Annotated in this window: 15 protein-coding genes and 3 tRNA genes; 16 read left to right on the forward strand and 2 right to left on the reverse strand. The window is 46.2% G+C overall.

The features are described 5' to 3' along the window. Nucleotides 1–72: 72 nt before the first annotated feature. The 7 genes from KKC1_RS12660 (at nucleotide 73) to KKC1_RS12690 (ending at nucleotide 3,946) form a co-directional block, all read left to right on the forward strand. Complete coding sequence (locus KKC1_RS12660) at nucleotides 73–1,467, forward strand: NAD(P)/FAD-dependent oxidoreductase (protein WP_088554796.1); 1,395 nt, start codon at nucleotides 73–75, stop codon at nucleotides 1,465–1,467. 33 nt (nucleotides 1,468–1,500) lie between these two features. Beyond that, complete coding sequence (locus KKC1_RS12665; protein WP_088554797.1) at nucleotides 1,501–2,784, forward strand: adenylosuccinate synthase; 1,284 nt, start codon at nucleotides 1,501–1,503, stop codon at nucleotides 2,782–2,784. A 16-nt stretch (nucleotides 2,785–2,800) separates the two neighbouring features. After that, nucleotides 2,801–2,986 (forward strand): hypothetical protein, encoded by a 186-nt coding sequence (locus tag KKC1_RS12670; protein WP_088554798.1) that lies wholly within the window; start codon nucleotides 2,801–2,803, stop codon nucleotides 2,984–2,986. 136 nt (nucleotides 2,987–3,122) lie between these two features. Further along, nucleotides 3,123–3,198 (forward strand) — tRNA-Lys (locus KKC1_RS12675). Between the two features lie 6 nt (nucleotides 3,199–3,204). Next, a tRNA-Glu gene (locus KKC1_RS12680) sits at nucleotides 3,205–3,280 on the forward strand. Between the two features lie 126 nt (nucleotides 3,281–3,406). Further along, nucleotides 3,407–3,481 (forward strand) — tRNA-Gly (locus KKC1_RS12685). A 210-nt stretch (nucleotides 3,482–3,691) separates the two neighbouring features. Continuing rightward, complete coding sequence (locus KKC1_RS12690) at nucleotides 3,692–3,946, forward strand: DUF3243 domain-containing protein (protein ID WP_088554799.1); 255 nt, start codon at nucleotides 3,692–3,694, stop codon at nucleotides 3,944–3,946. Nucleotides 3,947–4,082: 136 nt separating this feature from the next. Here KKC1_RS12690 and prpE read toward each other — a convergent pair whose 3' ends face one another. Beyond that, entirely contained in the window at nucleotides 4,083–5,978 is a 1,896-nt protein-coding gene (prpE, locus tag KKC1_RS12695; RefSeq protein WP_088554800.1) for a propionate--CoA ligase, read from the reverse strand. A 372-nt stretch (nucleotides 5,979–6,350) separates the two neighbouring features. Between prpE and KKC1_RS12700 the strand changes: the two genes are divergently transcribed. Continuing rightward, nucleotides 6,351–7,736 carry an MATE family efflux transporter gene (locus KKC1_RS12700; protein ID WP_088554801.1) on the forward strand — a complete coding sequence of 462 codons (1,386 nt, stop codon included), beginning with the start codon at nucleotides 6,351–6,353 and terminating at the stop codon, nucleotides 7,734–7,736. On the opposite strand, the gene KKC1_RS12705 is transcribed toward KKC1_RS12700, so the two are convergent. Next, a complete protein-coding gene (locus KKC1_RS12705) occupies nucleotides 7,731–8,858 on the reverse strand; it encodes a hypothetical protein (protein ID WP_088554802.1) in 1,128 nt (375 codons plus the stop codon). The genes KKC1_RS12700 and KKC1_RS12705 overlap by 6 nt on opposite strands. A gap of 146 nt (nucleotides 8,859–9,004) precedes the next feature. Here KKC1_RS12705 and scfA point away from each other — a divergent pair, with 146 nt between their 5' ends. The 8 genes from scfA (at nucleotide 9,005) to KKC1_RS12745 (ending at nucleotide 16,646) form a co-directional block, all read left to right on the forward strand. Beyond that, nucleotides 9,005–9,154: a six-cysteine ranthipeptide SCIFF gene (scfA, locus tag KKC1_RS12710; protein WP_088554803.1), complete on the forward strand. Its 150-nt coding sequence runs from the start codon at nucleotides 9,005–9,007 to the stop codon at nucleotides 9,152–9,154. 86 nt (nucleotides 9,155–9,240) lie between these two features. After that, the gene (gene scfB / locus KKC1_RS12715) at nucleotides 9,241–10,659 is read left to right on the forward strand and encodes a thioether cross-link-forming SCIFF peptide maturase (protein ID WP_088554924.1); all 1,419 of its coding nucleotides are present in this window, start codon (nucleotides 9,241–9,243) and stop codon (nucleotides 10,657–10,659) included. 26 nt (nucleotides 10,660–10,685) lie between these two features. Next, nucleotides 10,686–11,372, forward strand: a complete 687-nt coding sequence (locus KKC1_RS12720; RefSeq protein ID WP_088554804.1) for a cytochrome c biogenesis protein CcdA — start codon at nucleotides 10,686–10,688, stop codon at nucleotides 11,370–11,372. A gap of 25 nt (nucleotides 11,373–11,397) precedes the next feature. Next, a complete protein-coding gene (locus KKC1_RS12725; RefSeq protein ID WP_088554805.1) occupies nucleotides 11,398–13,407 on the forward strand; it encodes a molybdopterin-containing oxidoreductase family protein in 2,010 nt (669 codons plus the stop codon). 130 nt (nucleotides 13,408–13,537) lie between these two features. Next, complete coding sequence (locus tag KKC1_RS12730) at nucleotides 13,538–14,941, forward strand: peptidoglycan DD-metalloendopeptidase family protein (protein WP_088554806.1); 1,404 nt, start codon at nucleotides 13,538–13,540, stop codon at nucleotides 14,939–14,941. A 159-nt stretch (nucleotides 14,942–15,100) separates the two neighbouring features. Next, nucleotides 15,101–15,493: a CoA-binding protein gene (locus KKC1_RS12735; RefSeq protein WP_088554807.1), complete on the forward strand. Its 393-nt coding sequence runs from the start codon at nucleotides 15,101–15,103 to the stop codon at nucleotides 15,491–15,493. After that, on the forward strand, nucleotides 15,490–16,410 hold the full coding sequence (trxB, locus tag KKC1_RS12740; RefSeq protein ID WP_088554808.1) for a thioredoxin-disulfide reductase: 921 nt from the start codon (nucleotides 15,490–15,492) through the stop codon (nucleotides 16,408–16,410). The genes KKC1_RS12735 and trxB overlap by 4 nt, the downstream gene beginning before the upstream one ends. Before the next feature lie 86 nt (nucleotides 16,411–16,496). After that, nucleotides 16,497–16,646: a DUF1540 domain-containing protein gene (locus KKC1_RS12745; protein ID WP_088554809.1), complete on the forward strand. Its 150-nt coding sequence runs from the start codon at nucleotides 16,497–16,499 to the stop codon at nucleotides 16,644–16,646. Nucleotides 16,647–16,687: the final 41 nt, after the last annotated feature.

Here is a 16,687-nt window from a genome sequence, read left to right on the forward strand (position 1 = left end):
TGATAGAATAAGTTTGCTATTGGAGGTCTTAGATGATTATGTGTTAAGGGAGTACGGGGGAGGCCTAGAAAGATGAAAAATTATGATTATGATGTAATAATTGTAGGAGCAGGTCCGGCAGGAATTTTTGCAGCTATAGAGTTGGTCAAAACTAAGGCGGCAAATTTAAAGGTACTTATTTTGGAGAAAGGTAAAGATATCAATGATAGACAATGCCCTTCGCAAGAAAAGGGTATCCGCTGCGTCAACTGTTCCCCCTGCTCCACGGTTTCCGGTTGGGGTGGAGCAGGAGCTTTCAGTGACGGCAAATTGACTTTATCTCCGGAAATTGGAGGCATGCTTGATCAGTATCTTGAATACAGAGAAGTACAGAAATTAATAAACTATGTAGATGAAATTTATCTGGAGTTTGGAGCGCCGGAGCAAGTTTATGGTGTAGATGAGGATGCTATACTGGAAATCCAACGCAAAGCAATACTTGCTGATTTAAAGCTGATACCGGCTCCAATTCGCCACCTGGGGACGGGGCGTACCCAGCTTATCCTGGAGCGGATGAAAGAATTTTTGGTCAGTCAGGGAGTGGAAGTTCGCACCGGTACTCAGGTGAAGGAGATCACCACTCATCAAGGAAAAGTGACCGGTGTGATAACTTCTAGCGGAGAACAGATAAAGGCAAGGTATGTGGTAGTGGCCCCGGGAAGAGAAGGATCTGAGTGGTTATCCCAAGAGGCATCCCGGCTTGGATTGAGAATGGCCATAAATCCTGTAGATATCGGCGTCCGGGTGGAATTACCGGCCCCGGTTTTAGAACATTTAACGAAGGTTATTTATGAATCTAAGTTTATTTTTTACTCCAAGACTTTTGATGATAAAGTACGCACCTTCTGCATGAATCCTTACGGCGAAGTGGTTTTAGAAAATAATGATGGATTAATTACCGTAAATGGGCATTCTCACGCCGAGAAAAAAACGGAAAACACTAATTTTGCTGTCCTGGTGAGCAAGACTTTTACCGAGCCTTTTAAAGAACCAATTGCCTACGGAAAGTATGTAGCGAGGCTGGCTAATCTCCTGGGTGGGGGAGTATTAGTTCAGAGGTTGGGAGATTTGCTCGCCGGGCAGCGTACGACACCGGAACGTTTAAGGAAGGGTATTGTGAGTCCGACTTTGGAGGAAGCTACGCCGGGAGATTTATCTTTAGTATTGCCTTACCGTCATCTTACTGCCATTGTGGAAATGCTGAAGGCAATGGATCAAATAGCCCCGGGGGTTTGCTCCAGGCATACCTTGTTATACGGGGTAGAGGTTAAATTCTATTCTTCAAGATTGGCCCTTTCGTCGCAGTTGGAAACGGAAATTACTAATCTATTTGCCGCAGGTGACGGAGCAGGTGTGACACGCGGTTTGGCCCAGGCTTCTGTTGCCGGGGTAATTGCAGCGCGAGGAATTTTAAGTCGGGAGAAATAGGCGGGATAGAGTACCTACATGGAGGTGATGGTAATGCCTGCCCTAGTCCTTATCGGTGCCCAGTGGGGAGACGAGGGGAAGGGAAAGATAACTGATTTTTTGGCCCGGCAGGCAGATGTTGTCGTTCGTTATCAAGGGGGAAACAATGCAGGACACACAGTAGTGGTTGGGGACCAGGAATTTAAGTTGCATTTGATCCCCTCGGGTATACTTTATGAAGATAAAACGTGCGTTATTGGCAACGGAGTAGTTATTGATCCATCGGTTTTAGTAAAAGAATTGGACTATTTGGAGTCCCAAGGAATAAGTACCGATAATCTTAGAATTAGTCGCAATGCACACCTGATTATGCCTTATCATAAGCGGCTGGACGAAATCGAGGAGCAAAGACGGGGTGCTTATAAAATTGGGACTACTAAAAGAGGTATCGGACCCGCTTATATGGACAAAGCGGCCCGGTCAGGTATACGGGTAGTGGATCTTTTAGATAAGCATGAATTCAAAAAGAAATTGGAAACAATATTAGCGGAAAAGAACTTCCTTTTGGAAAGGGTTTATGAAGCGGATGCTTTCGTTTTAGAAGAAGTTTTGCAGGATTATTTGCAATATGCCGAAAGAATCCGCAAGTATGTTACCGATACTTCTTGGTTAATAAACAAAGCTATCGATGAAGGGCAAAAAGTTTTATTTGAGGGTGCCCAGGGAACTTTGCTCGATTTAGATCATGGAACCTATCCCTATGTTACTTCTTCTCATCCAACCGCCGGAGGAGCATGTATAGGGGCAGGTGTGGGACCGACCAAAATTTCCAGGGTGATCGGAGTGGCCAAGGCCTATACTACTCGCGTAGGACAAGGACCATTCCCCAGCGAGCTTAAAGATTCGGTCGGAGACTACATTCGCCAGAAAGGACGGGAATTCGGTACCACAACCGGGAGGCCTCGCCGTTGTGGATGGCTGGATTTGGTGATTCTCCGTTATGCGGCTAGGATTAACGGTTTGGATGCTATCGCTTTGACCAAACTGGATGTTCTGGGAGGGCTTCCCCGGGTGAAAATTTGTATTGGCTATGAATATAAAGGACAACTAATAACGGAATTTCCTCACAGCCACGAAATTCTTACCCAGTGCCAGCCCGTTTATGAGGAATTGAAAGGATGGGAGGGAGATATCAGCGAAATTCGCTATTTTGAAGACCTTCCCGAACAGGCACAGGAGTTCATCCGACGAGTAGAAGAATTGACCGGAATACCTATATGTATTGTTGCGGTTGGTCCAAGAAGAAGTCAAACTATTCTCAGGGGAGATATATTTTAATCTAAGGAGGCTGTTTATGCACATGATGGGATACGGTTGGAATTTTGGTTTCGGGTTAGGTGTAATAGGCCTTTTGATGTGGCTATTGATACCGGTGTGGTTGATAGTTTCCCTTTACTTCTTGCACCGAATTGCCCAAGCCGAAGAGAAAGTTGCCCGTACCCTGGAACAACTTTTAGTCTTTAAGACCCGGCAGGAATAGTTGCTGGTCTACCATAGGAGTTAGTATACGGGTCAACAGAATAGGGTTATTAGTCAAAGTGCTTTACAAAGATATTTAGTTAAATAGGTTGACAGATAGCTAAAAGTATTGTATTATATAATTCCGTGAGAGTGATGAGCCATTAGCTCAGCTGGAAGAGCACCTGACTTTTAATCAGGGTGTCCCAGGTTCGAGCCCTGGATGGCTCACCAATTTTTGGCCCGTTGGTCAAGTGGTCTAAGACACCGGCCTTTCACGCCGGTAACAGGGGTTCGAATCCCCTACGGGTCACCACAGTTTAAGGGCAGTTCTGAGTTAAATTTTAACTCGGAACTGCCCATTACATTCATAATGTAAAGGCTTGCAAGAGAAAATTTTTTGTTATATAATTTTAACTGCAAACTAAGATATAGGAAAAGGGCGGAAGTAGCTCAGTGGTAGAGCATCGGCTTCCCAAGCCGAGGGTCGCGGGTTCGAATCCCGTTTTCCGCTCCAGTGAAATCAAGGGTTCGGAGGATTATTCTGTTCCTCAGAACCCTTTTTTGGTGCCCGTTTGCTTGCCCGGCTTGGAATTGATGCAATGGTCAACACGGACACGATAAAAAGAAAACCAATTGAGGAGTATTCTGAATAAATTTTACGTAATGGGGTAAGCCTAAAAAAAGGAGCGATTTTGGTTAATTACCAATAAGAAAGGTGGTCATGATGGAAATTACCAGCTTTGATCAGTGGTTGGAAACATTGGGGAAAGCTTTGAGTAAGGCAAAAGCTATGGGCATGCCGGAGGACATAATTAAGAATTCGGCAGCTAAATTGGGTGATTTTCTGGCTGAAAATGTCAATCCTGATATTTCCGAAAACAGGTTCTTACGAGATCTCTGGGAAGTTGCAGACGAGACGGAACAAGAGGCCATTGCGGGTGCCATGATAAAATTGGTAGAAAGGAAGAAAATTCATTAGCTTGGTTTGAAAACGGATGGAAACCCTAGGTGGAGGTCTCGGCACCACAAAGGAGCTAAAAATGGGGCAAAAAATTCATATTGCCAAAAACTAAACCCGGGAACTTGATCCCGGGTTGTCAAACTTGATCTAATCGCTAACCTAGCTGGGCTTTCATGCTTTCGATGGCTTTCTTTACTTCTTCAATGCTGGCACCGTCTTCCAGGGTGCTGAGATCTCCTATTTGTTCTCCCTCAGCTACCGCCTTGATCACCCGGCGCATGATCTTGCCGCTTCGGGTTTTGGGTAACATCTTAACAAACTTGACCTCTTTGGGAGTGGCAACTGGACCTATTTTTTCGCGGACTAAATTAATAATGGCTTTAGAGATCTCTTCACTGGGTTCCCGACCTTCTTTCAGCACTACCAGACAGATGATAGCCTGCCCCTTAACCTCGTCTTTCACTCCGATAGCCATACCTTCTGCTACAGCAGGATGGGAAGATATAACTTCCTCTACTTCCCGGGTACCTAACCGGTGACCAGCCACGTTAATTACCTCGTCGGCTCGTCCCAAGACCCAGAAGTAGCCGTCTTCGTCTTCGATGCCATAGTCGCCGGTCATATAGAGAAGTTTATCCTGGAAAAAGCCGAAATAGGAGTTTTTGTAGCGAGCGTCGTCTCCCCATATGGTCATTAAGTTCCCCGGAGGAAGCGGCGGTTCAACGACGAGGAAGCCTTTTTGTCCTTTAGGTACTGGATCTCCGTTGGCGTCCACTACCTTCAATTTGTACCCTACCACCGGCTTGGTGGGAGAGCCCGGCTTAATGGGCAGTGCTTCTACTCCCGGCATGTTGGAAAGTATCGGCCAGCCGGTTTCCGTCTGCCAGTAGTGGTCAATAACCTTCACTCCCAGAGCGTCAGAAGCCCACTTCCAGGTGGAATCATCCAGTGGTTCCCCGGCCAGGAACAGGTATTTTAAAGAACTTACATCTCTGGACTTCAAATGCTCTTCGGGATATTTACGTAATATACGCATGGCGGTAGGAGCACTGAAGACATGGGTTACACCGTACTTTTCCACTACCTGCCACCAAATGGACGGATCAGGGTAAATAGGCGTTCCCTCATAGATAATAGTGGTAACTCCTTTTAATAGTGGAGCATAAATAATATATGAATGTCCGACTACCCACCCGATGTCTGAGGTGGAGAAGTAAACATCTCCCTCGCCGACATCGTAAATTTGCTCCATGGAGTTATGTAGCGCTACCATATATCCGCCGGTATCTCTTAGAACGCCCTTGGGCTTGCCGGTAGTACCGGAAGTATATAAGATGTAAGAGGGGTCAGTACTATCCATTTCCTCCGGTTCCACATAATTTTCACCTTTTTCGGCCAATGCGGTTTCCCAGTCCAAATCGCGACCCGGTACCGTGTCAAATTCAGCAATGCCCCGGTTGAGGATAATACAGTGGTCTACTTTATGTTTAGCGGTTTCAAGAGCCTTGTCAACGATACCTTTCAGGGGTACAGGCTTACCATTCCTATGGCCGGCGTCGGCCAGCAGCACCACTTTCGGCTGGGCATCGTCGATACGGTCGGCCAGGGCGTTATAACTGAATCCGGCAAACACCACCGAATGAATGGCCCCTATTCTGACACAGGCCAGCATGGCGATGGCTGCTTCCACTACCATGGGTAAGTAAATAAGCACCCGGTCTCCTTTACCTACTCCCAGGTTCTTCAAAACGCCGGCGAAACGATTTACCTCTTTGTAAAGCTGGTAATAAGTCAGGATACGGGACTGTCCGGTTTCGGGACTTTCCCAGATGATGGCGGCCTGTCCTCGCTTCGAGCCCAGGGCGTGCCGGTCCACGGCATTATAACAAAGGTTAGTTTTGCCCCCGACAAACCAGCGGTAAAAAGGAGCATTGGAGTCATCCAACACTTTTTCCCACTTTTTATACCAATGTAGCTTGCTAGCAGCTTCTGCCCAAAACTCCTCGGGTTTTTCTACCGACTTCTGGTAGACCTCCTGATAGCTGGACAAGTTATCTCCCCTTTCTTAATAAAATAATTCAATATTTTTTAATTATTTTGACAAATCGAAATAAACTCCTGCTTTGTTCCCTTTTTAACAAAGTTTTTGCGGTATTACAAAAGATTAATTGACTTGGGAAGTTGATTTTTATGTGGCTAGCTGATGAAACCCGCTTTCATTAAAATATAAGCCGGCCACGAACCTTTTAGAACCAGAAAAGCTAAGCCAAAACGGTAGCACAAAACGTATATTAACGAGAAATAATATTGACAAATAACAGATAAAGGATTAGATATTAAGCTGTTCCCCTTTGACTTGTGATAAAATAATTACATCTTCTACAATTCTAAAATATTTTTTCTAAAATAGTAGGTGGAAAGATTGGAACGATCAAGAGCTGCCAACTTTACGGAAGGAAGTATAGGCCGACAACTAATTTGGTTTTCGGTCCCTATGCTACTCGGCAACCTTTTGCAAGCTTTATATAATACGGTAGACAGCATTTGGGTAGGCAGATTTGTGGGGGCTGAGGCTTTAGGAGCTGTTTCCGTCAGTTTTCCGGTTATTTTCACCCTGGTTTCTTTGATAACCGGCATCGGGGTGGCGGCTACCGTGCTGGTATCCCAATATAAAGGGGCCCGGCAACCTGACATGGTACAAAAAGTGGTAAGCAACGTTTTGCTCATACTAGTTACCGCCGGACTTGCGGTTTCGGTGTTGGGGATACTTTTTCATGGTTATCTTCTGCGTATCATTAATACTCCTGTGGAAATATTTGTCATGACATCCAGCTACTTAAAAGTTTTTCTTGCTGGCTTGGTTTTCATGTTTTTGTACAATGCTATTAGCGCCGTCCTGCGGGGGTTGGGGGATTCTCGGACGCCTTTAATTTTTTTACTGTACGCTACTTTGATTAATATTGTATTGGACCCGCTTTTTATTTTTGGTCTCGGTATTTTCCCGCGCCTGGGAGTAGCGGGGGCGGCCCTGGCTACTGACATAGCCCAAGCTACGGCTGCACTAATGAGCCTCCGTTATCTTAAAAATTTAGGCTTGCTAAGTTTTTCTTTTGAATGCTTTAAACTACAATGGGATCTTATTAAAAAAATACTAAAAATAGGCTTGCCGGCTGGAGTTCAGCATACGATAGTTTCTCTTGGGATTCTGGCACTCAATGCCATTATCAATTCCTTCGGTGAAATTATAGTTGCCGCCTATGGAGCTGCTTCCCGGCTGGACCAGTTCGCTTTTATGCCGTCCATGTCTATATCGCTGGCCATATCGGCTATGGTGGGACAAAATCTAGGGGCGGGGAAACATGAGCGGGTAAGAGAAATAGTCCGCTGGGGCATTTTGTTATCCGGCGGAATTACTTTTCTGGTTGCTTTAGTCGCCGTTTTTTCACCCAGGACGCTGCTGGCCCTCTTTACTAAAGAAGAAGAAGTGCTGCAGGCAGGTGCCTTATATTTGAAAGTAATCGGCCCTTCTTATGTGGCTTTTGCCGTAACTTTTGCTTTACAGGGAGTTATCCGGGGTGCCGGAGATACTTTGCCTTCTCTAATTTTCAGCTTAATTGCTTTATGGGGGATTCGCGTCCCCGGGGCAGCCTTATTGTCCCGTCTGCCTGCTTTGGGTGTTAGAGGGGTATGGCTGGCTATGGCTGTTAGTCCGGTAGTGGGACTGCTTCTTCACTGGGGATATTATGCCACCGGCAGATGGAAGACAAAAGTTGCCGTTAAGCAGGGCCCAGGGATTCCGGAGTTATAGCCCTGCCGTCCGACCGACAAATTCTTCATAGACAGCTTTTTCCGAAAGAAATTGGCGGTGCAACTCTTCGAATTGAAGCAAAAGTTGTTCCCGGTCGGCTTCCCCGAGCTGGTAACTTTTGTCCTGCAGGTTTTCCAACTCGGTTCGGATCTCCTCCTTCAAGTTTTCCAGAGTCTGTCTCATCGTTCCAATCATGTAGCTTTCATTCGATTGTTCCAGTTGTTCTTCTAAACGTTCTTCGAGCAGGTTTATATCTTCCATAGTTTGAACGGTTTCTTTTAGTTTGTCGGCAAGATCGTTTTTAAGGGAGACGAACTTTATCTGTGCCCGGGTGGCTTCCTCTAACTTACTTAGTGCCTCTTGGAAAGCCTTGTATAACTCGGTTGCTTCTTGCGGCGGGGAGATTTCTTGTAACTGTTTCTGAACCCCAAGAATATCCTGCCAATATTTTTGGAGAGCTTCCGGCTCTTCGGCCTCTCGGAGCCAGTCTGACCAGTCGACCAGGTAATAATAACGGTCGAAGAGAGGTTTAAGCTGCCGGTAAAATTTTTCGTTGATCCGGTGGCGTTCGGCAACCGGTCCTTCCGCTATATCAATTTTAACGATTTTCCACCGGTATTTATCGCGGTTGAACTGAAAAGTCAATACTGCTAAATCCTTGAGACTGACTTCAACTGCTGTGACGTTGTCGATCCTGCGTGAAAAAATTTTCGGAGCATTAAAAGGTTCCGATATCCCGTATGCTTCGGCCTGTTTCAGCAGTTGCATTTTTTCTTGATGCCATTTCTCTTGGAAATCAACTTTTTGTTTAATATCGTTCGCTGGGGGGGAACTAATCATGGCAAACATGGCGGAATAATTGTCTTCTGTCCAGTACTGGATAAAATCCCTGACTAGCTGTGGCGGTTGTTTAGGGGAGCCTCTTTCCGATACCAAAACCGCTGTTTTATTTGCCGGCGGTTGGGCTGCTGAAGTCTCGGATACGGGCGATTTAGATAAATTTGGTAATATATTCTTTAGGCTTTCCAGTAGGGAGTTTTCCTGGCTGGAGAGAGAGCATCCGGACAATAGTAGGCCGGTTATTAAAACTAGAAGAGATAAATAGGTTCTTTGAAATTTCACAGGGCAAGTCCCCTTTCCGCTTATCATATATAAAAACTATTCTCTCTGCCTTAAAAACTTCCTGTATTTTGTCGAACAGAATTGTTGAGAGGGTGGCAGTATGGTATAATGTTGAACGGCGATAATGGTGGGAGGAGGATGGATTAATGGAGAAAAAAGTTGTACATATCAAGACTGTTTTCAAGCCAAACTTGGCGAAAACTATAAAAACTGGAGGCTGTGGTTCCTGTCAAGTCTCCTGCCAGTCGGCATGCAAAACCTCCTGTACAGTTGGCAATCAGGTTTGCGAAAAGTAACCTGCCTTGCGAGTTCCGGTCAACTAGTGGCCCAACCTTTCGGCTGGGTCAAATTTTTTTATCTGAACAAGCTGGGGGGAACGGATATGGATTTTTACATTAGCGTCCCTGAGGAATTGGAGCGAGTTAACTGGCAAGCTGATCTACACTACTTTGAATTTGACGGGATTAAAATTCTACTCGACGTTCCTAGCGGTTCGGTTCATATAATAGATCGGATTACATGGGACGTATTGAAGGCATTAGAACGAGAAGCAGCGGGGGAAAAAAGCTTGCCCCAGTTACTGGATCGTTATTCTTGGGCTCAGGTAAGGGAGGTTCTAAACGAACTTAGATGTCTTAAAGAAGAAGGATTATTGTTCACCCGTGATCCTCATCTCGATTACCGGCCACCCGACTTGGGGCTTAAGTCCTTATGCCTGCATGTGGCTCACGATTGTAACTTAAGGTGCCGTTACTGTTTCGCTTCTACGGGGCCGTTTGGCGGAGGAAGGGAATTGATGCCCCTGGAGACAGGTCAAGCGGCTCTGGATTTCCTGCTGGAACGTTCAGGGTCCAGAAAGACCTGCGAAGTAGATTTTTTCGGTGGAGAGCCCTTGCTTAATTTGCCTGTAGTTGAAAAACTGGTTGCTTATGGGCGGGATAAGGCCGGACGAATGGGGAAAGAAATTAGATTTACGTTAACTACCAACGGTGTGTTGCTGGACCGGAAGACGGAAAATTTCCTCAATAGAGAAAATATACAACTGGTAATGAGTGTAGACGGAAGACCTGCTGTCAACGACGCCATGCGACCATTTGCCGACGGCCGGGGAAGCTACGATCACGTTATGCCTAATATATTACGGGTTGTAGCCTCCCGGAATAACGAGAACTATTACGTGCGAGGGACGTTCACGCGATATAATTTGGATTTTACGGAAGATATATTTCACCTGGCCGACCTGGGAATCAAAAATATTTCGGTGGAACCGGTGGTGGCGGAACCGGAAGCGGATTTTGCTTTTCAGGAGGAAGACCTTCCCCGGATAAAAAGAGAGTATGAGACGCTCACCAGGGGGCTGGTGGAAAGATACGCGGCAGGGAAGCCTTTTAACTTTTTTCATTTTAATATTGATTTAGAGCGGGGTCCCTGCCTGCCCAAAAGATTGACCGGCTGTGGCGCCGGCTATGAGTATCTGGCGGTTACTCCTTCGGGCGAAATTTATCCTTGCCACCAGTTTGTGGGCAGAGATCAATTCCGGTTAGGTACTGTCTGGCAGGGCATTGAAAACCGGCGGCTTCAGGAACAATTCCGGCAGGCTCACATATACAACAAGGATGAATGTCGCCGATGTTGGGCCCGGTTTTACTGCAGCGGAGGATGCCATGCCAATAACTATGCCTTTAACCGGTCGCTTTTTAAACCTTATGTCGTGGCATGCGAGATGCAGCGGAAAAGATTGGAATGCGCCATTTACTTGAAGATATACCTGGCTTTAAAAGGTTGGAAACAGGCTAATTGAAACCTTAGACCAGAGGTGATTGGTTTTTGGAAAACTTGATTACTGAACTAATTCCGCAACAAATTGAAAATATTTCCCTATGGACTTATTTTTTGATTTACCTAGGGGGCATACTTACCAGCTTTAGTCCCTGTGTGCTGGGAATGATACCGGTTCTGGTCGCTTATATAGGTGGATATGGTCAACCGTCGAAACTCAGGGGTTTTTCCTATTCGGTTGCCTTTAGTACGGGATTAGCTCTCACCTTTGCTGTTTTGGGAGTTATAGCTTCTGCCATAGGTTCTATTTTTGGGCAGATCGGACGAGGTTGGTTCTACGGGATGGCAGGTGTCTCTTTCTTGATGGGGTTACAGCTTCTGGGAATTATCAATCTTAGATTTCCCAGTCTTCCCGTAGTCCCGCCCAAAGTTCACGGTATTTTAGGGGCTTTTTTGACCGGTTTCTTTTTCGGTCTGGTGGCTACAGCGTGTTCGACACCTGTCCTGGCGGTAGTTTTAACCTACGTGGCCACCAAAGGACAGCTATGGTACGGAGCCAGTCTCCTTTTCACCTATGGCCTCGGACAGGGAATGTTGTTAATAGTAGTCGGGACTTTCACCGGGGCATTGAAGCAATTAGCTAAAATGCGCCAGTGGTCTCATTATCTTACCACCGCCAGCGGTTTAATTTTAATGGGAGTAGGTCTTTACTATCTGAGCATTGCCGTACGCTAGAAAAACACAGGGAGGAGTGAGTATTTTGCCCGTTTACAGATCGGTATGTCCGCTGGATTGTTTTGACAATTGTATATGGCAGGTTCATGTAGAAGACGGAAAAGTGGTGAAGATCGCCGGGGATCCGGATTTTTCCCCCACTAAAGGTTTTGTTTGTTCTAAAGCCAGGAAGCAGATAGACCGCCTCTATAGCCCTGACCGGCTTCTTCACCCGTTGAGATCCGTTGACGGCCGGTGGCAGAAAATTAGTTGGGAGCAAGCGTATGAGATTATAGCGGACAAGCTAACTTCCATTATAGAGAAATACGGTAGCCAGGCCATTTTACACCACTCTGGTTCCGGTTCCAATGGTATTTTGAAAACCCTAGACCGGAGGTTTTTCAATGCCTTGGGAGGGGCCACTGTTCCCGCCGGTAGTCCTTGCTGGGGAAGCGGCTTGGCGGCAACTGAGTATGATTTTGGTGCCTGTATGGCTCATACCTGGGAAGATCATACCCGGGCCAAGACTATTATCCTGTGGGGCAGAGATCCGTTTACTACCAACCCTCACCTGGTTCCTTATCTTAAAGAAGCCCAAAAAAACGGGGCGCAGATAACGGTAATTAACCCTATTCGGGTTCCAACTAGCGAGCTGGCCGACCGTTACGTGTCTCTGCGTCCCGGTACCGACGGGGCTTTGGCTCTCGGAATGGCTCATTGTATTCTTAGAGAGAGATGGCTGGATTGGGAGTTTGTTCGTAACCATGTGGAGGGATTTGCCGAATATGCTCGAATGGTTAAAAATTTTCCACCGGAAAAAGTAGCGAAAATTACCGGTGTGTCGGAAGAAACTATTGTTGAATTAGCTCGCGAATACGCAATTCGTAAACCTTCCTGTATCATTTTGGGATACGGTATGCAGCGTTATACCAACGGGGGACAAACGGTTCGGGCTATCAATTCTCTGGCGGCCATCACCGGTAATATTGGAGTACCCGGGGGTGGAGTCAACTATGCTTTTCTCAAGGCAAAACAGGATCTTCTCAAGCCCATAGACGGGCGGGAATTAGCTCGGAAGACTAGAACCGTTCCTTTTCCTACCTGGGGTTCTTCCGTTTTATCAACTGACGATCCTCCTATCAAGTGTATTTTTGTTACCCGTTCCAATCCTGTAACTCAATTGCCTAATACGGCCAAAGTTGTTGAAGCTTTTAAGCGCACCGAGTTTGTCGTGGTAATTGACTTTTTCCTAAATGACACCGCTGATTTGGCTGATTTGGTACTTCCGTGTACAACTGTATTTGAAGAAGAAGATATCATATACAACAGCATGAACTATCACCTGGCTTATGCGCCGCAGCTGGTAAAACCTTTGGGTGAAGCTAAATCCGATCCCGATATATTCATGGAACTGGCCGAATATATGGGGTTGCAGAAATTTTTCAACCGCAGCAAAGCGGAGTGGCTTAGGGAGGCTTTAGAGAAAGCTGTAGAATATGGCGTAACCCTGGAAAGGTTGAAGAAAGAACCGGTACGGAATCCCCTGGTACGGGATGTGGCCTGGGAAGACAAGAAGTTTCTTACACCCAGTGGCAAGTTTGAACTGTATTCTGAGCGGGCTGCGAAAGATGGATTGCCGCCCCTGCCGGTCTACCGGGAACCGAAGGAAAATGTGGCAGACGTCCAGGGAGCAACTTCAGAATATCCGTTGCAGTTGATAACGCCCCATCCCGCCGGCAGGATGCATTCCCAGTTTCTTAACTTGCAGAGCATGGAGGAAGCAGAGAGCCTGCCGTCAGTAGAAATTCATCCGGAAACGGCGCGGCAGCGCTATATCCGTCATGGGGAAGAAGTAATTGTTGAATCCAGGCATGGGCAAATCAGGGCTCTGGCCAAAATCAGCTCTGCTGTAAGACAAGATACGGTGAAAATAGAGCAGGGTTGGTGGATAAAAGAGGGGGGAGGAGTGAATTTCCTAACCCCCGAGGCGGTACCGGACATGGGTTTGGGAGTTCCCTATTATGACTGTGGCTGCGAGATAAGAAAAATTTATTAGATTTTTGAAGGAAAAAGTTAGTTTTATGGGGAATATTCTTATTGTTCTTTTGTTGCCCAATATTTAACAGATAACTTCAAATTAATTTTGAAATAAAATGTAGCAAATTAATGAGGCTGAGGAGGCACAGATGCACGTTTTCAGCAAGGAAGAAATAAAAACCCTAAAACAACATGTGCTTTCTCGTTCCAAGAGCCGGTGGAAGGCGCTCGGTTTTTGCTTGGCCTTGGTACTTTCAGTGGCCCTGGTTTGGTTTATTATAGATGGCGGACAGGCTCCGCGGGGGTATGCAGTAATAATTGATGGACGAGAGTTCGGTATTGTTGCGGATACAAGCAAGGCAGAAGAGGTTTTGGAAATTGTTCGCGAGGATACCAGCAGGCGTGTGGGCTTGCCTTTACAATACAGTAACCAAATTTCTTTTGAGGAGGTTAAATCGGACAAGGTCCAGTTTTTGTCTGCCGAACAGTTAGCGGTGATTTTCCGCGATAATTTAAATTTCGTTACGCCGGCTACAGGTATTGAAATTGACGGAGACTTGAAATTGTTTGTTAAAGATGAAGATACTGCCCGTAAGTTGCTGCAGCGGCTAAAAGATTCATATCTTCCGCCAGAAGAGGTTCAAATGGAAAAACTGGTATTACAAGAAAAAATCGGATTTGTTTCCCAGATAGTCCCTTATACAGAGGTTATGTCGGAAGAGGACGCTTTTCAATGGTTGAAAAATGGAAGTAAAAAGATAGAAACGCATGTGGTTAAGCAAGGAGATTCTTTATGGTCTATTGCTGCGGCTCATAATTTGGACGTGGAAGAGTTGAAAGAAGCGAATCCCGAGCTAAATAGCGATCTTTTATCGATCGGCCAGGAAATAAAATTGGTCAAGGCAGATCCTCCAGTGCATGTTTTGGTGAGTTACACCTACTCGAAGCGGGAGAGTATTCCTTACCGAGTTAAGGTTGAGAATTCCGACGACCTGTGGAGAGGGCAGGAAGTTGTTCGCCAGAAGGGGATTAAAGGAGAAAAAGAAGTAGTTTACCGGGTGTTAGAGAGAAATGGAGTAGAGGTGGAGAGAGAAGTCCTGCAAGAAAAAGTACTGAAGCAACCAGTAACCCAAATAGTAGCCCGAGGTACCAGAATGATGGTGGCTTCCCGGGGAGCAGGTGGCTCCGGCCGTTTAGCCTGGCCTCTGCGAGGGATAATCACTTCCTACTACGGATATCGAGGTCGGGAATTCCATACGGGTTTGGATATCGATGGGAAAACCGGGGATCCAGTTCTTGCCGCCGAAAAAGGGAAAGTCATTTTTACTGGGTGGTTGGGAAATTATGGGCGTACGGTTGCTATTGACCATGGGGATGGGCTGGTTACTCGCTACACTCACCTAAACTCTATAAAGGTTAAGCGCGGGCAGGAAGTTTCTAGAGGTGAGGTAATAGGTACGGTGGGTAGTACAGGACGCAGTACGGGCTCTCATCTGCATTTTGAGGTATTGGTTAATGGTAACCCCCGTAATCCCTTGAAGTATCTACGTTAAAGTAAGAAAGCCTTGTGGACAGACCGCAAGGTTATTTTTTTTACAGGATGAAGTCATTCCATTTTTCAAAGATATTTTCTTCTTGATTCGCTGGGCCTGATAAATTATAATAAATTACATAAAAAATACCCCTATGGGGTAGTCTGGGAGGGTAGTTAAATGGATTTCAATCGTTTCAAGACGATAGCGGTAGTAGGACTGTCGGCGAAAGAAGACCGGCCGAGCTACCAGGTGGCCAAATACCTGCAGGAGGAAGGTTTTAGGGTGATTCCAGTTAATCCCACCGTTGATCAAGTGTTGGGAGAGAAAAGTTATTCCAGCCTGCTGGATATTCCGGCAGACATAGAAGTAGATATTGTTGATATTTTTCGCAAGCCAGAGGCAGTCGGCCCTATTGTGGAGGAAGCTATCACCCGGGGTGCCAAAATGGTCTGGATGCAAGAAGGTGTCGTAAATGAGGAAGCAGCTCGTAAAGCTCGGGAAAACGGGTTGGAAGTAGTGATGGACAAATGTATCATGAAAGAACACAGGAGGTGGAGAAACAAGCAATGAAATATGATTTAATTATTATAGGGGGAGGGCCTGCCGGATTGACGGCCGGATTATACGGTGCGCGAGGAGGATTGAAAACCCTGCTTTTGGAGAAGGCGATGCCCGGGGGGCAGGCGGCATTAACGGACGTTATAGAAAATTTTCCAGGATTTCCGGAAGGGATTTCGGGGCCGGAATTGATGTTTAAATTTCAGGCACAAGCCCAGAAATTTGGATTGGAGATTAAAACGGCTGAGGTAACAGGAGTGGATTTTTCCGGTGCGAAGAAAGTTTTTGCTGGCGGCGAGCAATATGAGGCCAAGGCAGTAATTGTAGCCACCGGTGCCCGGGCGCGCGTCCTGAACGTGCCGGGAGAAGAGGAGTTCCGTGGGAGAGGTGTATCTTATTGCGCTACTTGCGATGGAGCCTTCTTCCGGGACAAAAAGGTAGCCGTTGTTGGCGGAGGCGATTCTGCTATTGAGGAAGCCCTATTTCTTACCAAGTTTGTTTCTGAAGTGGTGGTGATACATAGGAGAGATCAGTTGAGAGCCACCAAAATACTGCAGCAAAGAGCCTTTAACAATGAAAAGATAAGTTTCAGGTGGAATTCTGTAGTAGAGGAAATTTTGGGCGAACAAGCTGTTAGCGGCATCCGGCTGAAAAATATTCAGGACGGTACCATACAGGAGGAGAAGGTAGACGGTGTATTTGTATTTATCGGTACCGTTCCCAATACCGATTTTCTTAGAGGAACGGTAAAACTTAACGAGAAAGGTTATATTATTACAGATGATTTCTTAACCACTTCGGTACCGGGAGTATTTGCAGCTGGTGATGTCAGAGAAAAGTTTTTACGCCAGGTTTCTACTGCCGTCGGGGACGGCGCGGTAGCCGCCATGGCTGCCGAGAGATACATTGCCGGAATGGATTTTAAATGATGTTTGTTTAGCTTCGTATATTTTCCTTTCCCGGAGAAACACTAAAAAAGAGATATTAGCTTATCCGGGGAAGGAGGTGTCTATAGGTGGCCGGTATTCAATGCTCGGTGGAAGAATGCGCCCACAACCAGAATATGAAATGTCATGCAGACACCATTCAAGTTAGATCCGTGGGAGATAGAACGGTTGACAGTTCTGAGGGAACCTGCTGCGAATCCTTTAAGCCTCGCCGATAAAGGGAGTTGGGGAAGTTCTGTTAGGAGCTTCCCTTATTTTT

This window comes from Calderihabitans maritimus (assembly GCF_002207765.1).
Lineage (GTDB): Bacteria > Bacillota > KKC1 > Calderihabitantales > Calderihabitantaceae > Calderihabitans > Calderihabitans maritimus.

Excerpts from the sequence above, each read along its gene's own strand:
- trxB (WP_088554808.1), top strand. The coding sequence starts at position 15,490 with ATGAAATATGATTTAATTATTATAGGGGGAGGGCCTGCCGGATTGACG.
- KKC1_RS12730 (WP_088554806.1), top strand. The coding sequence starts at position 13,538 with ATGCACGTTTTCAGCAAGGAAGAAATAAAAACCCTAAAACAACATGTG.
- KKC1_RS12690 (WP_088554799.1), top strand. The coding sequence starts at position 3,692 with ATGGAAATTACCAGCTTTGATCAGTGGTTGGAAACATTGGGGAAAGCT.
- KKC1_RS12665 (WP_088554797.1), top strand. The coding sequence starts at position 1,501 with ATGCCTGCCCTAGTCCTTATCGGTGCCCAGTGGGGAGACGAGGGGAAG.
- scfB (WP_088554924.1), top strand. The coding sequence starts at position 9,241 with ATGGATTTTTACATTAGCGTCCCTGAGGAATTGGAGCGAGTTAACTGG.
- KKC1_RS12735 (WP_088554807.1), top strand. The coding sequence starts at position 15,101 with ATGGATTTCAATCGTTTCAAGACGATAGCGGTAGTAGGACTGTCGGCG.
- scfA (WP_088554803.1), top strand. The coding sequence starts at position 9,005 with ATGGAGAAAAAAGTTGTACATATCAAGACTGTTTTCAAGCCAAACTTG.
- KKC1_RS12670 (WP_088554798.1), top strand. The coding sequence starts at position 2,801 with ATGCACATGATGGGATACGGTTGGAATTTTGGTTTCGGGTTAGGTGTA.
- KKC1_RS12660 (WP_088554796.1), top strand. The coding sequence starts at position 73 with ATGAAAAATTATGATTATGATGTAATAATTGTAGGAGCAGGTCCGGCA.